General features: G+C 60.3%; 10 protein-coding genes and 1 tRNA gene. 3 read left to right on the top strand and 8 right to left on the bottom strand.

Annotation, left to right across the window (positions count from 1 at the left end):
• Positions 1-134 precede the first annotated feature (134 nt).
• Positions 135-219, top strand: a tRNA-Tyr gene (locus IM304_RS17790).
• 170 nt (positions 220-389) lie between these two features.
• Here the strand turns inward: IM304_RS17790 and narI are convergent.
• The 5 genes from narI to IM304_RS17765 all read right to left on the bottom strand — a co-directional run bounded on the left by narI (position 390) and on the right by IM304_RS17765 (position 8,828).
• Positions 390-1,067: a respiratory nitrate reductase subunit gamma gene (gene narI / locus IM304_RS17785; protein ID WP_193356432.1), complete on the bottom strand. Its 678-nt coding sequence runs from the start codon at positions 1,065-1,067 to the stop codon at positions 390-392.
• A complete protein-coding gene (narJ, locus tag IM304_RS17780) occupies positions 1,067-1,777 on the bottom strand; it encodes a nitrate reductase molybdenum cofactor assembly chaperone (protein WP_148419625.1) in 711 nt (236 codons plus the stop codon). The genes narI and narJ overlap by 1 nt, the downstream gene beginning before the upstream one ends.
• Positions 1,774-3,309, bottom strand: coding sequence for a nitrate reductase subunit beta (gene narH / locus IM304_RS17775; RefSeq protein WP_148419624.1), 1,536 nt, complete (start codon positions 3,307-3,309; stop codon positions 1,774-1,776). Before narH ends, narJ begins: the two co-directional genes overlap by 4 nt.
• Positions 3,306-7,049, bottom strand: a complete 3,744-nt coding sequence (locus IM304_RS17770) for a nitrate reductase subunit alpha (RefSeq protein WP_176610135.1) — start codon at positions 7,047-7,049, stop codon at positions 3,306-3,308. The genes narH and IM304_RS17770 overlap by 4 nt, the downstream gene beginning before the upstream one ends.
• Positions 7,050-7,430: 381 nt before the next feature.
• The gene (locus IM304_RS17765) at positions 7,431-8,828 is read right to left on the bottom strand and encodes a NarK family nitrate/nitrite MFS transporter (protein ID WP_193356433.1); all 1,398 of its coding nucleotides are present in this window, start codon (positions 8,826-8,828) and stop codon (positions 7,431-7,433) included.
• Between the two features lie 309 nt (positions 8,829-9,137).
• Between IM304_RS17765 and narX the strand changes: the two genes are divergently transcribed.
• Together narX and narL are read left to right on the top strand one after the other, a co-directional pair.
• On the top strand, positions 9,138-10,934 hold the full coding sequence (gene narX, locus IM304_RS17760) for a nitrate/nitrite two-component system sensor histidine kinase NarX (protein ID WP_193356434.1): 1,797 nt from the start codon (positions 9,138-9,140) through the stop codon (positions 10,932-10,934).
• Positions 10,927-11,577 (top strand): two-component system response regulator NarL, encoded by a 651-nt coding sequence (gene narL / locus IM304_RS17755; RefSeq protein ID WP_003856701.1) that lies wholly within the window; start codon positions 10,927-10,929, stop codon positions 11,575-11,577. The genes narX and narL overlap by 8 nt, the downstream gene beginning before the upstream one ends.
• 1 nt (position 11,578) lies before the next feature.
• On the opposite strand, the gene IM304_RS17750 is transcribed toward narL, so the two are convergent.
• From IM304_RS17750 to nirB, 3 genes are all read right to left on the bottom strand, one after another.
• Complete coding sequence (locus IM304_RS17750; RefSeq protein ID WP_193356435.1) at positions 11,579-12,997, bottom strand: YchO/YchP family invasin; 1,419 nt, start codon at positions 12,995-12,997, stop codon at positions 11,579-11,581.
• A 113-nt stretch (positions 12,998-13,110) separates the two neighbouring features.
• On the bottom strand, positions 13,111-15,588 hold the full coding sequence (locus tag IM304_RS17745; RefSeq protein WP_193356436.1) for a nitrate reductase: 2,478 nt from the start codon (positions 15,586-15,588) through the stop codon (positions 13,111-13,113).
• The gene (gene nirB / locus IM304_RS17740) at positions 15,585-19,571 is read right to left on the bottom strand and encodes a nitrite reductase large subunit NirB (protein WP_193356437.1); all 3,987 of its coding nucleotides are present in this window, start codon (positions 19,569-19,571) and stop codon (positions 15,585-15,587) included. The genes IM304_RS17745 and nirB overlap by 4 nt, the downstream gene beginning before the upstream one ends.
• Between the last annotated feature and the right edge of the window lie 8 nt (positions 19,572-19,579).

Here is a 19,579-nt window from a genome sequence, read left to right as displayed (position 1 = left end):
GCTTTCCGCCTTTACGGATAAAAAGCAGGCAAACAACTTCATTTCCCTAAAGGAATACTTTACAGGGGCGCCTCATTTGATATGATGCGCCCCGCTTCCAACAGGAAGCAGGCCAGTAAAAAGCATTACCCCGTGGTGGGGTTCCCGAGCGGCCAAAGGGAGCAGACTGTAAATCTGCCGTCATCGACTTCGAAGGTTCGAATCCTTCCCCCACCACCATCACTTCCAAAGATTCCAATACTACCCTAAAGCACAATGCCTTATGTTCTTCCATTGCGGGGAAGGATGAGTCGTGCCAGACATGCGTCACTCAGCGTTAAGCGCCCTGAAAGGCCAAGCCGGAACAAAAAAAAGCCCCGCCAGGGCGGGGCTTGTATCAGAAAAGTGAATCAGCGACGTGCGCGCACAATCTGGTACTTGCGCGTCATGTACTCCACCGGCGCGCTCCAGATGTGGACCAGACGAGAGAACGGGAACAGCACAAACAGGGTCATACCCAGCACCAGGTGAACGCGGAAGATAAACGCCACGCCGTCGAGATGCTCAGATGCACCGCCGTGGAAGGTCACCACTGACTGCGCCCATCCCACCAGCTTCATCATTTCACTGCCGTCCATATGCTGCGCGGAGAACGGTATGGTCAGCAGACCCAGCGCACACTGCACCATCAGCAGGGAGAGGATCAGGATGTCCGCTCCCGTGGTGGTAGCACGCACGCGCGGGCTGAACAGACGGCGCTTCAGCAGCAGCAGGCCACCCACAAGGGTCATCACGCCGCAGGCACCGCCGGCGATCATCGCCATCTTCTGCTTCACTTCAATCGGCAGCCACGCTTCGTACATCCAGTGCGGCGTCAGCATCCCCAGGAAGTGCCCCGCAAAAATCCCCAGAATCCCGATATGGAACAGGTTAGACGCCAGGTTCATCCCTTTGCGATCCAGCATCTGGCTGGAGGCAGCACGCCAGGTGTACTGGCCGTAGTCATAACGCAGCCAGCTTCCCACCAGGAATACGGTGCCCGCGATATACGGGTAAATGTCAAAGAAGAACATATTCAGGAAGTGCATTAGTGCCGTCCTCCGTTAGAGATATTCAGATATTGCGGAGCAACCGCTCCGGCAAAACGACGCTGGTGGGCTGAGATTTCAGATTCCCCGCAGTTCTGGTCCGCGAAGAATTTCACCTGCTCCTCTTCCCAGACCGCATCCAGCGCTTGCGGGGTATCGTCGCGGGCTTCATCCGCGATTTTTTCCGCCACTTTTTCACCGTCGACCGAGGCATTAGCCAGCTTCACCAGCAGATCGAACAGGACCGCATAGCGGCTCTCACGCTGCTGCAGGCGCGCGCCGAGCAACGCCAGAATCGGCGCGATGTCCTGCAGGCCACCCAGCGCCTCCTCTTTCGGCAGCTGCGCCAGATACTCCAGGTACAGCGGCAGATGATCCGGCAGCTCGCGGCTGTCGAGCTGCAAACCGTGCTGCTCGTACTGGGCCATCAGATCCACCATTGCCTGACCACGGTCGCGGGATTCACCGTGAACGTGTTCAAACAGCAGCAGCGACGTCGCACGTCCACGGTCAAACAGCTGGCTGTAGTCCGCCTGCGCATCAAGAAGATCGCGCGCTAACAGGTCGCGGAGGAAAACGCCAAGGCGCTGGGCATCCTCTTTATCCAGGTTTTCAGATGACGCGAGTGCATCAAAGAGTTCCTGCTGATGCTGCGCAAGCGCAGCATCAGGGTACTCGAGCAGACGCGAAACAATGACGAGTTCAATCATTGGTGCGGCTCCGTTTTGCTGGTCACATCAAGGGCGTCGATGCGGCGGCTGTTAAACAGGTTGAACTTGCTGTCTGACCCGTGGCAACCGTCGCCAAAGGTAAAGCCACATCCGCTTTTTTCCGGGAAGGCTTCACGCGCCAGTTCACGATGGCTGCTCGGCACCACGAAACGGTCTTCGTAGTTGGCAATCGCCAGGTAACGGTACATTTCCTGCGCCTGCGCTTCGGTCAGGCCGACCTCTTCCAGCGCGCGGGTATCGTTGACGCCGTCAACGGTTTCCGCGCGTTTGAAGTGGCGCATCGCCAGCATGCGCTTCAGCGCCAGCAGTACCGGCTGGGTATCCCCTGCGGTCAGCAGGTTTGCCAGGTACTGAACCGGGATACGCAGGCTTTCCACGTCCGGCAGAATGCCGTTGCTGCCCAGTTCACCCGCATCGGCCGCAGACTGAATCGGAGACAGAGGCGGCACGTACCAGACCATCGGCAGCGTGCGGTATTCCGGGTGCAGCGGCAGGGCCAGCTTCCAGTCCATCGCCATTTTGTACACCGGAGACTGCTGCGCGGCGTCGATCACGCTCTGCGGAATGCCGTCTTTCAGCGCCTGTTCGATAACCTTCGGATCGTTCGGATCGAGGAAGACGTCCAGCTGACGCTGATACAGATCTTTCTCGTTCTCGGTGCTCGCGGCATTTTCAATCGCGTCCGCGTCATACAGCAGCACGCCGAGGTAGCGAATACGGCCTACGCAGCTCTCAGAGCAAACGGTCGGCATACCGGCTTCGATACGCGGGTAGCAGAAGATGCACTTCTCAGACTTACCGCTCTTCCAGTTGAAGTAGATTTTTTTGTACGGGCAGCCGGTGATGCACATACGCCAGCCGCGGCACTTGTCCTGGTCGATCAGCACGATACCGTCTTCTTCACGCTTGTAGATGGCACCGCTCGGGCAGGTCGCCACGCACGCCGGGTTCAGGCAGTGCTCGCACAGGCGCGGCAGATACATCATGAAGGTGTTTTCGAACTGGCCGTACATCGCCTTCTGCATGTTCTCGAAGTTCTGGTCTTTGGCGCGTTTTTCGAACTCGCCGCCCAGAATCTCTTCCCAGTTTGGACCGCTGGTAATTTTGTCCATGCGCTGGCCGGTGATCAGCGAGCGAGGACGGGCGATCGGCTGGTGCTTGCTCTCCGGCGCGTTGTGCAGGTTCTGATAGTCGTAATCAAACGGCTCATAGTAATCGTCGATGCCCGGCAGATGCGGGTTGGCGAAGATTTTACCCAGCAGCATCGCACGGTTACCCATGCGTGGCTGAAGCTTGCCGTTGATTTTACGGATCCAGCCGCCCTTCCACTTCTCCTGGTTTTCCCAGTCGGTCGGGAAGCCGGTGCCCGGCTTGCTTTCCACGTTGTTGAACCAGGCGTACTCCATACCTTCACGGCTGGTCCAGACGTTTTTACAGGTGACCGAGCAGGTATGACAGCCGATGCATTTATCCAGATTCAGCACCATGCCGACTTGTGAACGAATTTTCATTTTACGCTCTCCTGTACCTGGTCATTACCTTCACCGTCTAACCAGTTAATATTCTTCATCTTACGTACCACCACGAACTCATCGCGGTTCGATCCTACGGTGCCGTAGTAGTTAAAGCCGTAGGCCAGCTGCGCGTAGCCACCGATCATGTGGGTTGGCTTCGGCGTAATACGCGTCACGGAGTTGTGAATACCGCCGCGCTGCTCGGTGATCTCTGAACCCGGCAGGTTCACGATACGTTCCTGCGCGTGGTACATCATGGTCATCCCGGCCGGTACGCGCTGGCTCACCACTGCACGTGCCGTCAGGGCACCGTTGCTGTTGAACACTTCGATCCAGTCGTTATCTTCGATACCCAGATCCTTGGCGTCCGTCTCGCTCATCCAGACGATTGGGCCCCCGCGCGACAGCGTCAGCATCAGCAGGTTGTCGCTGTAGGTTGAGTGGATACCCCACTTCTGGTGCGGCGTCAGGAAGTTCAGCGCCTTCTCAGGGTTACCGTTAGATTTCGCACCCATCACGGCCTTCACGGAGCGGGTGTCGATAGGCGGACGGTAAACCAGCAGGCTTTCACCGAAGTCGCGCATCCACTGGTGATCCTGATACAGCGACTGACGGCCGGTCAGGGTGCGCCATGGGATCAGCTCGTGAACGTTGGTGTAGCCGGCGTTATAGGACACGTGCTCATCTTCCAGGCCAGACCAGGTCGGGCTGGAGATGATTTTGCGCGGCTGCGCCTGAATATCGCGGAAGCGGATTTTTTCGTCTTCTTTGTTCAGCGCCAGATGCGTGTGGTCGCGGCCGGTGAATTCACTCAGCGCTTCCCACGCCTTCACGGCAACCTGGCCGTTGGTTTCCGGTGCCAGGGTCAGGATCATTTCTGCCGCATCAATCGCCGTATTCAGCATCGGCTGGCCTTTGGCCGGACCGTCCGCTTTGGTGTAATTGAGCTTGCGCAGCAGATCCATTTCGCTCTGGGTGTTCCAGGCGATCCCTTTCCCGCCGTTACCGATTTTCTCCATCAGCGGGCCGATAGAGGTAAAGCGCTCGTAGGTCGCCGGGTAGTCGCGTTCTACCGGAATAATGTGCGGCGCGGTTACGCCCGGAATCAGGTCGCATTCGCCTTTTTTCCAGTCCTTCACGTCCAGCGGCTGCGCCAGTTCGGCAGCGGAGTCGTGCTGGATCGGCAGCGTGACCACGTCGGTCTCTTTGCCCAGGTGCCCCACGCAGACTTCGGAGAACTTCTTCGCGATGTCCTTGTAGATATCCCAGTCGCTTTTTGATTCCCACGCCGGGTCAACGGCCGCAGACAGCGGATGAATAAACGGATGCATATCCGAGGTATTCATGTCGTCTTTTTCGTACCAGGTCGCGGTTGGCAGCACGATGTCGGAGTACAGGCAGGTGCTGGACAGACGGAAGTCGAGGGTCACCACCAGATCCAGCTTGCCGTCGAGACCGTTGTCTTTCCACTCCACCTCTTCCGGCTTCACGCCGCCCTGCTTGCCGAGATCTTTACCCTGGATACCGTTTTCGGTACCGAGCAGGTATTTCAGCATGTACTCATGCCCTTTACCGGAAGAGCCCAGCAGGTTTGAGCGCCAGATGAACAGGTTACGCGGATGGTTTTTACCGTTTTCCGGCTGTTCAGCCGCGAAACGAATTGAGCCTTCTTTCAGTGACTTAACGGTGTAATCCACCGGCGACATCCCCGCCTTCTTCGCCTCTTCTGCAATGCGCAGCGGGTTAGTTCCCAGCTGAGGCGCGGACGGCAGCCAGCCCATGCGTTCAGCGCGGACGTTGAAGTCAATCAGGTGGCCGCTGTAGCGGGATTTATCCGCCATCGGCGACAGCAGCTCCTGGGCGGTAACCGTCTCGTAGCGCCACTGGCTGGAGTGGTTATAGAAGTAGGAGGTGCTGTTCATGTGGCGTGCCGGGCGCTGCCAGTCAAGGGCAAACGCCAGCGGCTGCCAGCCGGTCTGCGGACGCAGCTTTTCCTGGCCCACATAGTGTGCCCAGCCGCCGCCGCTCTGACCGACACAGCCGCAGAAGATCAGCATATTGATCAGACCGCGATAGTTCATATCGAGGTGATACCAGTGGTTCAGACCGGCCCCGACGATGATCATTGAACGGCCGTGGGTCTTATCGGCGTTTTCCGCAAACTCGCGGGCGATGCGAACGATCTGCGCGCGCGGCACGCCGGTGATCTGCTCTGCCCAGGCTGGGGTGTAAGCCTTCACGTCGTCATAGCCGGTCGCGCAGTTTTCGTCGTTCAGACCGCGCTCCAGGCCATAGTTGGCCATGGTCAGGTCATAGACGGTGGTAACCAGCGCGGTAGAACCGTCGGCCAGCTGCAGGCGCTTAACCGGCAGCTTGTGCATCAGGACGTTTTGCAGCTCAACCTTGTTGAAGTGCTCGGAGCCTTCGCCGCCAAAGTACGGGAAGCCAACATCGGCGATCTCATCCTGGCTGCCCAGCATGCTGAGGCGCAGTTCAGTCTCTTCGCCGGTAGTGCCGTTACGCTGCTCCAGGTTCCATTTGCCCTTCTCGCCCCAGCGGAAGCCGATTGAGCCGTTTGGCGCCACCAGCTCGCCGTTGCTGTTGCAGGCGACGGTTTTCCACTCCGGGTTGTTTTCCTGGCCCAGGGCGTCCACCAGATCCGCCGCGCGCAGCATACGGCCCGCCGCGTAGTAGCCGTCACGCTCTTCGAGCATGACCAGCATCGGCATGTCGGTGTAGCGACGCACGTAGTCGGTGAAGTACTGGCTTGGCTTATCGAGGTGGAATTCGCGCAGCATAACGTGGCCCATCGCCAGCGCCATTGCCGCATCGGTACCCTGCTTCGGTGCCAGCCACAGGTCGCACAGCTTCGCGATCTCCGCGTAGTCCGGGGTCACCGCAACGGTTTTCGTCCCTTTGTAACGCACTTCGGTAAAGAAGTGCGCGTCCGGGGTACGGGTCTGCGGAACGTTAGAGCCCCAGGCGATGATGTAGCTTGAGTTGTACCAGTCGGCAGATTCCGGCACGTCGGTCTGCTCGCCCCAGGTCTGTGGAGACGCAGGCGGCAGGTCGCAGTACCAGTCGTAGAAGCTCAGGCAGGTACCGCCGATAAGCGAAAGATAGCGCGCACCGGAGGCGTAGGAGACCATCGACATCGCCGGGATCGGCGAGAAGCCTGCCACGCGGTCAGGACCGTAGGTTTTCACGGTGTAGACGTTGGAAGCCGCAATCAGCTCGTTCACCTCTTTCCAGGAGGAACGAACGAAGCCACCGCGACCGCGAGCCTGCTTGAAGCTTTTCGCTTTGTCGGCGTCTTCGATGATGGATGCCCACGCATCAACCGGATCGCTGTGCTGAACCTTCGCTTCACGCCACATTTTCATCAGGCGTTTACGCATCAGCGGGTATTTCAGACGGTTGGCGCTGTAGAGATACCAGGAGTAGCTGGCGCCACGCGGGCAGCCGCGCGGTTCGTGGTTCGGCATATCCGGGCGGGTGCGCGGATAGTCGGTCTGCTGCATTTCCCAGGTCACCAGACCGTTTTTAACGAAAATCTTCCAGCTACATGAGCCAGTGCAGTTTACGCCGTGGGTAGAGCGGACAACTTTGTCATGCTGCCAGCGTTGACGGTAACCGTCTTCCCAGTCCCGGTTGGTATCCAGAACCTGGCCGTGCCCATCGGCAAAAGTTTCACCCTTCTGTTTGAAGTAGCGAAACCGGTCCAAAAATTTGCTCATCGGGTATCTCCTGTGTGGAGCCTGTGGCTCTCTAAATCGACATTGCTGATTTGCAGCGAAGGTAACGCTATGAAAGATGGTGAGAATTGATAACGATCAAGGCGAAGGGGGACTCTCACGGGGGGTATTAGATGAAATACCACCAAAGCGGTAGGTTTTTAAATTTACTATCATTTTGAAATATATAGATATTTTTTATTTATCGTACAAAAAGCAGGGAAAAATTTAACATCTTAGGTATTAAGGGGTAGGCTTCCCTGAAAAGCGATGGCCATCACAGCGTTACCCGCGCGATACCCCTGGCGAAGCCATTAGTATGTTGTAACTATTTGTGCCATAAAAAAAGCGCGGCACACAGGCCGCGCAAACGGATAATCAAGCTTACTTGTTTTTCTTGGTATTACGGCCGTATACCAGCCACGTGATAGCCACGCAGGCGATATAGAAGACGAGGAAGACCTTCATTGCTCCCGCCGGGGAGCCGGTCAGATCCAGCGAGATGCCGAACGCTTTTGGAATAAAGAAGCCACCGATGGCGCCGATAGCAGAGATAAAGCCCAGCGCCGCCGCGGTGTCGGTAGCGGCTTCACGCATCGCCTGCTCGTCGCTCCCGCCCTGCGCCTTCACGCGATCCATGGTCAGCTTTCGGAAGATAACTGAGATCATCTGGAACGTAGACGCGCTGCCCAGCCCGGCCGTCAGGAACAGCACCATAAAGACGCCGAAGAAGGCAATGAAGTTACCCCCCTGACCATCCGCCGGCAGCGTCAGGAACAGCAGCGCACAGAAGATAGCCATCACCACAAAGTTCACCAGCGTGACGCGGGTACCGCCAAGGCGGTCAGAAATCATGCCGCCCAGCGAGCGCGCCAGGGCGCCAATAAACGGACCGAAGAAGGCGAACTGCAGGATCTGCACGTCCGGGAACTGGGTTTTCGACAGCATAGCAAAGCCCGCGGAGAAGCCGATGAACGAGCCGAAGGTTGCCAGATACAGCAGCGCCATCACCCACAGGTGACCACGCTTCAGCACCGGCAGCTGCTCGCTCAGGGAAGCTTTTGACGCAGACAGATCGTTCATAAAGAACCACGCCGCCAGCGTAAAGACCACCAGGAACGGCACCCAGATCCAGGCGGCGTTTTGCAGGAACAGCATCGAACCGTCAGGCTGCGTCACGCCGCCGCCGCCGAAGGCAGCAAAGATAGAAACGGAGATCGCCAGCGGAGCAAGCAGCTGCATCACGCTCACGCCCATGTTACCCAGACCGCCGTTAATGCCGAGCGCCCCGCCCTGCTTCGCTTTCGGGAAGAAGAAGCTGATGTTTGCCATGCTGGACGCAAAGTTCGCACCCGCAAAACCGCACAGCAGGGAGATAATCACGAACACGCTAAACGGCGTGGAGGTATCCTGCACCGCAAAACCGAGCCACACGCACGGGACGATCATGATGCCGGTGCTGAAGGCCGTCCAGCGACGTCCGCCGAAGACCGGCACCATAAATGCGTAAGGCACGCGCAGCAGCGCGCCCGAAAGCGACGGCAGCGCGGTCAGCATAAAGAGCTGATCGGTGGTAAAGGTAAAGCCCACCTTTGGCAGGTTAACCGCAACCGCGCTGAACAGCATCCACACGCAAAACGCTAACAGCAGGCATGGAACGGAAATCCACAGATTACGACTTGCTACACGATGGCCGCGCTGTTGCCAGAACGCCGGATCCTCTGGACGCCAGTCAGTAATAACGGCACCATTTTCCCTTTCGGGAGCGGATGAGTGACTCATAGACACCTCTGATTCTCGAATGATGCTGCAAACATTAGGGCTTTAGGGCGGCGGTAAGTTGATATAAATCAAAGGAAAAGTGGGACGTTTTGCGGCGAAAAAAAAGTCATCCCCCTTAGTGAGTAGACGCAAAACGTAAAAAAGGTGTGGTTTTTCACGGTTCTGACCCGTTCCTGCTGCGCCCACCCCCTAACCGTTACCCCTGCGGCAATTTAGAGGTAATCCTTTATTGGTATGGGTATACTCCAGGGTATGCACCAGAATAGCGCCATTCCTGCAATCATGTCACGTCAGGAGCCCGGCAACTCTATGTTAAAAAGATGTTTATCTCCGCTGACGCTGGTTAACCAACTGGCGCTTATTGTTTTGCTGTCCACCGCCATCGGTGTGACCGGCATGGCTATTTCTGGCTGGCTGGTGCAGGGCGTACAGGGTAACGCGCATGCCATTAACGAGGCAGGCTCCCTGCGTATGCAGAGTTACCGGCTGCTGGCGTCGGTCCCGCTAACCCAGGCCGATAAGCCGCTTATTGATGAAATGGAGCGTACCGCGTTCAGCCCTGAGCTGGAAAAAGCCGCCATTCGTGACGGTCAGGAATCGCAGCTTAAGGCGCTTCAGGGCTACTGGCACACCCAGCTGGCACCGGGGTTAAAGCGGGCGGAAAGCCGGGATACCGTCGCTCAGGATGTCGCCGGGTTCGTATCGCGCATCGATCGCCTTGTCAGCTCATTCGATCGCACCACGGAGCTACGCATTGACCGCGTGGTGATGGTTCACCGCGCGATGGCGCTGTTTATGGGCCTGCTGCTGATTTTCACGGTGATCTGGCTGCGCGCGCGCTTGCTGAACCCCTGGAAGCAGCTGCTGGCGATGGCTCGCGCCGTTACGCAGCGCGATTTTACCCAGCGCACGCACATCAGCGGACGCAACGAAATGGCGATGCTCGGCGAGGCGCTGAATACCATGTCGGCAGAGCTGTCGGAAAGTTACGCGGTGCTGGAGAAACGCGTTCAGGAGAAAACCGCGGGGCTTGAGCAGAAAAACGAGATCCTCTCTTTCCTGTGGCAGGCGAACCGTCGCCTGCATATGCAGGTACCGCTTTGTGAACGTCTCTCGCCGGTGCTGAACGGCCTGCAAAACCTGACCCTGCTCCACGACCTGGAGCTGCGGGTTTACGACGTTGAAGATGAAGAAAATCATCAGGAATTTACCTGTCAGTCGGACATGTCCTGCGACGATAAAGGGTGTCATCTGTGCCCGCGCGGGCTACCTCCGCTCACCACCAGCGGCACAACGCTGAAGTGGCGGCTGATGGACAGCCATACCCAGTACGGTATTTTGCTGGCTACCCTGCCAGCCGGGCGTCACCTGAGCCACGACCAGCAGCAGCTGGTGGATACGCTGGTTGAACAGCTCACGGCTACGCTGGCGCTCGATCGCCATCAGGAGAAACAGCAGCAGCTGATCGTCATGGAGGAGCGAGCCACCATCGCCCGCGAGCTGCACGACTCCATCGCCCAGTCCCTCTCCTGCATGAAGATGCAGGTGAGCTGTCTGCAAATGCAGGATGAAGGTATGCCGGAGAGCAGCAAACAGCTGCTCAGCCAGATCCGCAACGAGCTTAACTCCTCGTGGATCCAGCTTCGCGAACTGCTGACCACCTTCCGCCTGCAGCTCACCGAGCCGGGGCTGCGCCCCGCGCTGGAGTCGAGCTGCCAGGAGTTTAGCGCCCGGCTGGGCTTCCCGGTGAAGCTGGATTACCAGCTGCCGCCGCGATTTGTCCCCTCCCATCAGGCGATTCATTTACTGCAAATTGCCCGTGAAGCCCTGAGCAACGTGCTTAAGCATGCCGATGCGACGGCCGTCACGGTGACCGTGAGCTGCCAGGATAACCAGGTGAAGCTCAGGATCCAGGATAACGGCCGCGGCGTGCCGGAAAATGCCGAACGAACGAACCACTATGGTTTAATTATCATGCGAGACCGCGCGCAAAGCCTGCGCGGTGATTGCCAGGTTCGCCGGGGAGAGTCAGGTGGCACCGAAGTAGTGGTCACCTTTATACCCGAAAAGCCCCTCATAACTGCTCAAGGAGAAAACCATGACTAATCAGGAACCGGCATCCATCCTGTTGATTGACGATCATCCGATGCTGCGTACTGGCGTTAAGCAGCTTGTCAGCATGGCGCCCGACATCACCGTCGTCGGTGAGGCCAGCAACGGCGAACAGGGCATTGAACTTGCCGAATCGCTCGATCCTGATTTGATCCTGCTCGATCTCAACATGCCGGGCATGAACGGCCTAGAAACCCTCGATAAGCTGCGTGAGAAATCCCTCTCCGGCCGGGTGGTGGTCTTTAGCGTATCTAACCATGAGGAAGACGTGGTCACCGCGCTCAAGCGGGGTGCAGACGGCTATCTGCTGAAGGATATGGAGCCGGAAGATCTGCTCAAGGCGCTGCAGCAGGCTGCCGCAGGCGAGATGGTACTGAGTGAAGCGTTAACGCCAGTGCTGGCCGCCAGCCTGCGCGCGAACCGCGCCACGTCCGACCGCGACGTCAGCCAGCTGACTCCGCGCGAGCGCGACATTCTGAAGCTGATTGCCCAGGGCCTGCCGAACAAGATGATCGCCCGCCGTCTGGACATCACCGAAAGCACGGTCAAGGTACACGTTAAACACATGCTGAAGAAAATGAAGTTAAAATCCCGCGTTGAGGCCGCCGTCTGGGTGCATCAGGAACGCATTTTTTAACTTACTCGTCCGGCAGCAACTTCCACCGTGGATCGTCGTCAGGCACTGCGACGAGCGGTTGCACCACGGAAAGCGTGATCTCATTGGAGGAGACACGCTGCCCATCCTTATCTTCCACAACGGCCGAGAGCCGCCATTCGTTTTTCGCCCCTTCCGCGTCGTTCCAGGCAGGCATGATCACGCTCCAGCCGTCGCTGCTGTTGCTGTTTTCCGGTGAGGTCAGGCTGAGCGCCTGGGTATCACCCAGCCAGTGGATCTGACGAACACCGTGCGTGCTGCGAATTTGCAGCTTCAGCATCACGGTTTCGCCCGGCTTCAGATCCCACGGCGGCGTGGCCAGATAAACCGACAGCGTTTTGCGCTGGCGGAACTCCATCACGGGCAGATTATCGCGCTCGGGTGAATCATAGCGGCTCCCGCGAAGCGAGCGCGTCGCCGCCACTTCCCCGGCGGAAAGCTGCTTCGCCAGCGGCACGCCAAAACGGTAGTTGAGCTTTATCCCGAGGTTATTCTGGCTGACCCCGCTCTCCCCCTGCTTGTGGGCAGCCGTCAGGGTGACCAGCGGAACGGGGGTATAGTTCAGCCCCAGATTGACCGCCACCGGGTTGTGATACCCCGTGCCGCTGTTGAACAGATCCACGTTATCGCCAAAATACTGCTCAAAGCTGACGCTGGTGTTCAGATGGTGAAACCACGGCAGCCAGGCTTTCGCCGTCACGTCGTACCCGCGCGCCATGCGCTGCTCCCGAATATCGGAGCGCGGCTGCCATCCCGCAAACGGCTGGTAATAGTTGGCCGACAGGCGCAGGTTTTCGCCCCACGCCTCTGCCCCCAGCCCGGCACGTTGCAGGTTGTCCTCAAGCAGGTTGTCGTAAAAGGTGTTGTAGCCCAGCAGCCACTTTCCGGCAACCCAGCGCTGGCCGATCCCCGCGTTGCTCACCAGCCCGTCGGCCTGCTGCGTCAGACCAAGCTGGCTCCAGCTCAGGTAGCGGTTGTTATCGTTCCAGGGGATAAACCAGCTTCCGCTGCTGCCGTTGAAGTTGCCTTCATCATCCACCAGCACGTTAACGCTGGCGTTACCCCAGGGAGAAAGCCAGGATTCAATCTGCTCGTTGACTTCTCCGCTCACCGCATCGCGCACCTGACCCAACGCGAACTGCCGCGCCTGCTGCCCGGCGGTAAGGCCGTTATCGTTCATACTCGCCTCACCGAAGGCTTTCGCCATTTCGGCAAGGTGCTTTTCGCCCTCGCTGGTGGGCTGGGCCATGCCCAGGTCCGGCAGGCTATCGCCGTTGTTATCAAAGGGATTTTGCGCCTGCTGCACGAAGGATTTCGGCGCACCGTGGACGGCTCCGGCCGAAAGAAGGGGGAGTAATAACAAAAAACCGATGCGGGACGATACAGCCTTCAACGTCGTCAATAAGAACCTGTGCGTATAAACAAACTCCTATTATGTTAACGCTATAAAACCCGAAATACAGTCTTAACAGCAATTTCAGGAATATCCTGAAAGCGTTTGTCCGCTTTACAACCTCATCCCAGCAGCCCCTTCAGTTCAGGCACGCAGGAGCCGCAGCCGGTGCCGCACCGTAGCGACGCCCCGAGCGATGCCACGGAACCGCAGCCTCCGGCAATCGCCTCGCGTATCGTGTTTTCCCCCACGCAAAAGCAGCTACAGATAATTCGCCCGGGATCTGAACCTTCATCCGGTCTTTGCCCGTTCAGCAGCGCGTGGCGTTCAGCTACCTCTGCAGGCGCAGCGGCGAAGGCTTCTTCTATATATGCATGCGCGAGTGCCGGCAGCGTATGGCCTTCCCAGAAGCCAAGCATCAGCTCGCCGTCATGCCAGGCCAGCACGCTGCTGCGTTCGCCCGCCTGAGCAACCTGAAGCTGCCAGCCGCGGCCGCTGGCGTAATTCATCACCCACGACAGCAGCGGCTTATCGCCCGCCACCGTCAGCCGCGAGGCTTTACGCCACCAGCATACCGGGGGCGGCAGCTCGGGCAGTTCCCGGGCATACAGCTCCCCCTGCCAGACCGGCTGCCAGGGCGCGATCCTGACGGCGGTTTGTTTACTCTCCGGCTGGCCAGAAGCCGGATCGCAGCGCCCTTCCACCAGCGCATTCACCTTCCCCTGGCGGGCAAACTGCGCGTTCCAGTGCATCGGCGCAAACAGCTCCCCCGCACGCTGGCCGGGGTTGATACGGACTCTTGCAACCATGACCCCGCGCGGAGAGCTTATCCGCGCCAGCTGGCCGTCGGTAAGGGCAGCGCGCGCGGCGTCGGTGGTGCTTATTTCCACCACAGGCTCGTCGACGTGCTGCATCAGGCGCGGGACGTACCCGGTGCGCGTCATGGTGTGCCACTGGTCGCGTATCCGCCCGGTGTTGAGCATCAGCGGATACAGCGCCCCGACGCGTGCCCAATGCGATTGCGGCTCAACCGGAACCATCGTACGCTGCGGGAAGTCACCGGCATGCCACTGGTACGGCTCCAGCCCATCCCACTCTTCCCGCGTCAGCCCCGCCAGCTCGCGCAGGTTCAGCGCCCGCTCCCCGTCGTTTTCAAACGCCGTCAGCGCCGCGTGCTCACAAAATATCTCCTGAGGATGTTCCCAGGCGAAGGCCTCGCCATAGCCAAGCTGCCCGGCGACCCGGGCGACGATCCACCAGTCCGGCTTCGCCTCGCCGGGCGCCGGCAAAAACGCGCGCTGGCGGGAAATACGCCGCTCGGAGTTCGTCACCGTGCCGTTTTTCTCGCCCCACCCCAGCGCCGGAAAACGGATATGGGCAAACCGGCTGGTGTCCGTCTCCTGCATCACCTCAGAGACGATCACCAGCGGGCAGCCCGCCAGCGCCTGGCATACCGCGTGGCTGTCCGGCAGCGAGACGGCAGGGTTAGTCCCCATGATCCACACCGCCTTCACCTCGCCGCGGGCAATGGCGTCAAACAGCTCCACCGCCATCAGCCCCGGAGTCTGCGCCAGCCGCCCGGTGCCCCAGAAGCGCGCCACCCTTGCCAGATCGTCCGGCTCGAAGCCCATATGCGCCGCCAGCTGGTTTGCCAGCCCGCCCACTTCCCGCCCGCCCATGGCGTTTGGCTGTCCGGTCAGCGAAAACGGGCCGCAGCCCGGACGATTAAATTTTCCGCTGGCAAGATGCACGTTAATGATGGCGCTGCACTTGTCGCTGCCGCTGGAAGACTGGTTGATCCCCATGGCGTAAAGGGTGATCGCGCGAGGCGCGGTGATAAACCAGTCGTAAAAGGTCCCTATTTTCCCGGCAGGGAGATCGCAAAACGCCGCCACGCGGGCAATGGGCCACTCACCGGTGCCCTGGATCAGATTGAGCAATCCCACAAACAGCCCGGCGTCGCTGCCGGGCTTCAGCGCCAGGTGCAGGTCGGCGATATCGCAGGTGGCGGTGGTGCGCGGATCGATCGCCACGACCTTCATCTGCGGATTATTGAGTTTTGCCTGAACCAGCCGCTGATACAGCACCGGATGCGTCCAGGCCGCGTTCGAGCCAACGAGCACCACCAGGTCGCTGTTTTCCACATCCTCGTAGCTGCACGGCACCACGTCTTCGCCAAAGGCGCGTTTGTAGCCCACCACCGCCGACGACATGCAAAGCCGCGAGTTGGTATCAATGTTTGCCGCCCCGATAAACCCCTTCATCAGCTTGTTGGCGGCATAGTAATCCTCGGTTAACAGCTGGCCGGAGGCGTAAAACGCCACCGCCTGCGGCCCCCATTGTTCAATAATTGCCCTGAGCCGCTCGCCTGCTGCGCCCAGCGCCTGCGGCCATTCCACCTCGGCGCCGTCAACGACCGGGTGCAGCAGCCTTCCCTGCAATCCCGTCGTCTCTCCCAGGGCAGCCCCTTTTACGCACAGGCGACCAACGTTTGCGGGGTGCGTTTCATCTCCCCGAACGCTAACCTTTTCGCCGTCTACGCTGGCAATTACGCCGCAGCCCACGCCGCAGTAGGGGCACGTTGTCCGGGTTTCCGTCATGAGGCCTCCGCGCGCATCACAAGCTCTTCGTTGCCAACCCACACCTTGCCGTTTTCAATTTTTACCGGCCAGGCGCGTACCGCAGGCTCGCCGCTCTCGGCCTGACGCCCGTCGCGCAGGCGAATACGCTGCTTGTAGAGCGGAGAGATAACGACCGGTTCGCCCGCCGCATCGCCGAGAATGCCGCGCGAAAGCACGTTCGCGCGGCTGCCCGGCTCCAGATCGTCGAGGGCGTAAACGGAAGCCCCAAAGCGGAACAGCGCAATCGGATTGCGGCCAAGCCGCGCGCCGATGCCCGCCTGCTCCGGGATATCGTCAATGCCGCAGATCTCCTGCCAGCGCTTGCTTTCGTCCGCTGCGGTAACGTTCACCGACGTGCGGAACAGCGCCAGACGATCGGGATCGTTCAGCGTGGTCTGCCACTCACACTGATACGTCTCTACCACCCGGGCCATCTCCTGCTCCAGCTCGTGGGCGATCCCCAGGCTGTCGTGCAGGATCACCTCCCGCAGATAGTCGAGGCCGCCTTCAAGGTTGTCCATCCAGGTGCTGGTGCGCTGCAGGCGATCCGCCGTGCGGATATAAAACATCAGGAAACGGTCGACGGTGCGGATCAGCGTTTCGTCGTCCAGGTCGCTGGCAAAGAGATCCGCATGGCGCGGCTTCATCCCGCCGTTGCCGCACAGATAGAGGTTCCAGCCCTTGTCCGTGGCAATCACCCCCACGTCTTTGCTCTGCGCCTCGGCGCACTCGCGGGTACAGCCGGAAACCGCCATTTTGATTTTGTGCGGCGCCCGCAGCCCCTTGTAGCGGTGCTCCAGCCTGACCGCGAGGCCGGTAGAGTCCTGCACGCCGTAGCGGCACCACGTCGACCCGACGCAGGACTTCACCGTGCGCAGGGATTTCCCGTACGCGTGCCCGGTTTCAAACCCGGCCTCCACCAGCGCCTGCCAGATCTCCGGCAGCCGATCGAGGGTGGCGCCGAAGAGGTCGATACGCTGGCCGCCGGTGATTTTGCTGTACAGGCCGTAGCGCTTCGCAATCTGTCCGATGGCGATCAGGCCGTCGGCGGTCACTTCCCCCGCGGGCATGCGCGGCACGATGGAGTAGGTTCCGTCCTTCTGGATATTGGCGAAGTAACGGTCGTTGGTGTCCTGCAGCGGCAGGTGCGCTGGCTTCAGCAGATACTCGTTCCAGCAGGAGGCGAGCACCGACCCGACCAGCGGCTTACAGATTTCACACCCGTGCCCGTGGCCGTAGCGGCTGATGAGCTGGTCAAAGGTGCGGATATGGTTGACGCGCACCAGGTGGTAAATCTCCTGGCGCGAGTGCGGGAAGTGTTCGCAGATATCCTTTTTCACCTCCACGCCCTGTTCGGCAAGCTGGAACTCCATCACCTGCTTCACCAGCGCGCTACAGCCCCCGCAGCCGGTGGCCGCTTTCGTACAGCGTTTAATGGCCCCCATCTCCGCCGCACCGCCGCTCACCGCCCGGCAGATATCGCCTTTGCTGACGTTATGACAGGAGCAGATCTGCGCGCTTTCCGGCAGCGCCGCCACGCCGAGCGCTTTCGGCACGCTGCCCGTGGAGACGGGTAATATCAGCGTTTCCGGCTCTTTCGGCAGGCCGATACCGTTGAGCATCATCTGCACCAGCGTGGCGTATTCGCCGGCATCGCCCACCAGCACGCCGCCCAACAGCGTTTTGCCGTCGTGACTGACCACGATTTTCTTATAGATTTGCCGCGGGCCGTGCGTCCACTGGTAGCTCAGCGCGCCCGGCGTGCGTCCGTGAGCGTCGCCGAACGAGGCGACATCCACGCCGAGCAGCTTGAGTTTGGTGCTCATATCCGCCCCGGTGAAGGTCTTCTCCTCACCCGCCAGCGCGGCGGCGGCCACCCGCGCCATCTGGTAGCCCGGCGCGACCAGGCCGTAAATTTTGCCCTCCCACAGCGCGCACTCGCCGATGGCAAACACGTCCTGGTCAGAGGTATGACAGCCGTCGTCAATGCAGATCCCGCCGCGCTCGCCGACAGCAAGCCCGCAGCCGCGCGCCAGCGCGTCCTGGGGACGAATGCCCGCAGAAAAGACCACCATGTCCGTCTCCAGCCGTTCGCCATCCGCGAAGCGCAGGACTAATCCGTCGTCCGTCGGGATAATGTCGGTCGTGGCTTTAGAGGTATGAACGCCGACGCCAAGCGCCTCAATTTTCTTACGCAGCATTGCCGCGCCGTCGTTATCGAGCTGCACCGCCATCAGGTTCGGCGCAAACTCCACCACGTGGGTTTCCAGCCCGAGCTGCGTGAGGGCATTCGCCGCCTCCAGCCCCAGCAGGCCGCCGCCAATCACCACGCCGCGTTGTGAACCCGCGGCATGGGCCGCAATGTTGTCCAGGTCGTCAAGGGTGCGGTAGACAAAACAGCCCGGCAGATCGTTGCCCGGCACGGGCGGCACGAACGGGTATGAACCGGTCGCCAGCACCAGCTTGTCCCAGTGGATCTCATGCCCGCTGGCGGTGCGCACCACGCGCGCATCGCGATCGATAGCGACGATTTGCTGCGACAGGCGCAGCTCGATGCCGCTTTCGGCAAAGAAATCCCCTTCCACCAGCGAGAGCGACGCCGCGCTGCGCCCGCCAAAGTACTCGGACAGATGTACCCTGTCATAGGCGGCATAGCGCTCTTCACCAAAGACAACGATCTGGTACTGCTGATGCAGATTGCGGTTAACGCAATCTTCAAGGAAATGATGGCCGACCATACCGTGTCCAACCACCACCAGAGTAGGTTTTGTCATAGCGTTCTGTCCTGCAACCCGCGGTTGCGTAGTGAAACGATCGAACAGCCAGTCCGCGTGGGCGGGCGCAGCCGTTGCCAGTAAATCGGTAAATGTCGCCGCGCTGCGGCAGTCCCCCATCAGCAGCACGCCAGCGAGCGCCCCCCGGTGGATCAGCAGGCGGCGATAGTGGCGGGTTAGCGGATCCCACGAGCTCCAGACCACGTCGTTCTCCTGAGCCGCCGCGCGACCGAGGCTGAACAGCTCCACGCCGGTTACCTTGAGGCGCACGCCGCTGTCGGTCAGGGCAAACGGCGCGGTGACCTCACCGGCCAGCCGCGCGGCGAGGATATCCGCCTGCGCCATGCAGGGGGCGACCAGGCCAAACGTCTGGCCGTCAACTTCGCAGCACTCGCCAATGGCGAAGACAGCCGGCACCGAGGTCTGCATCTGGCTATCCACCACAATGCCGCGCGCACAGCGAATGCCGCTGGCCTGCGCCAGCGCGACGTTGGGCTGCACCCCGGTCGCCAGCACCACGCGGGCGGCCGCGACGCGGCGTCCGTTGCGCAGCGTCACGGCGTGCGCATCAATCGCCGCGATGCCCGAGTCGAGCTCGCAGCGCACGCCCCGCTCCGCCAGCGCCTCTTCCAGCAGCACGCCCGCCTGCTTATCCAGCTGCTGCTCCATCAGCCACGGGCCGCGGTGAACCAGCGTGACGTTGTCACCAGACCGCGCCAGCGCCGCAGCCGCCTCCACGCCGAGCACCCCGCCGCCCAGCACTACCGCCGGACCGGAAATGCGCTGAACGGCGCGGGTATCGTCCAGGGTACGAAAGGTAAACACGTGCGGCGCGGCGCTGCCGGGGATCGGCGGCACAAAGGGCGTTGACCCGGTGGCATAGACCAGCACATCCCAGCCCAGCCTGCGGGCGGCGGTATGCACTTCACGCGCGTTCACGTCCACGGCAATGACCTTTTCACCCCGAAGCACCGTCACGCCTCGCGCCCGGTACCACTCCTCATCGTGCAGGTAAATGTTCGCCGCCTGCTTTTCCCCGCCCAGAACCGGCGAAAGCTGGATACGGTTATAGGCATGCTGAGGCTCGTCACCGATGACGGTGACGCAAAAACGACCGGGAGCACGCCCGGTCAGCGTGTCAATCAGCCGGGTTGCCGCCATCCCATTACCGATAATGACCAGTCGCATGGTTGCCC

The organism is Enterobacter cloacae complex sp. P40C2 (genome assembly GCF_014930695.1).
Taxonomy (GTDB): domain Bacteria; phylum Pseudomonadota; class Gammaproteobacteria; order Enterobacterales; family Enterobacteriaceae; genus Enterobacter; species Enterobacter pasteurii.
The sequence above is the reverse complement of the archived record's forward strand: the minus strand, read 5'-3'. Positions and strand labels throughout refer to the sequence as shown.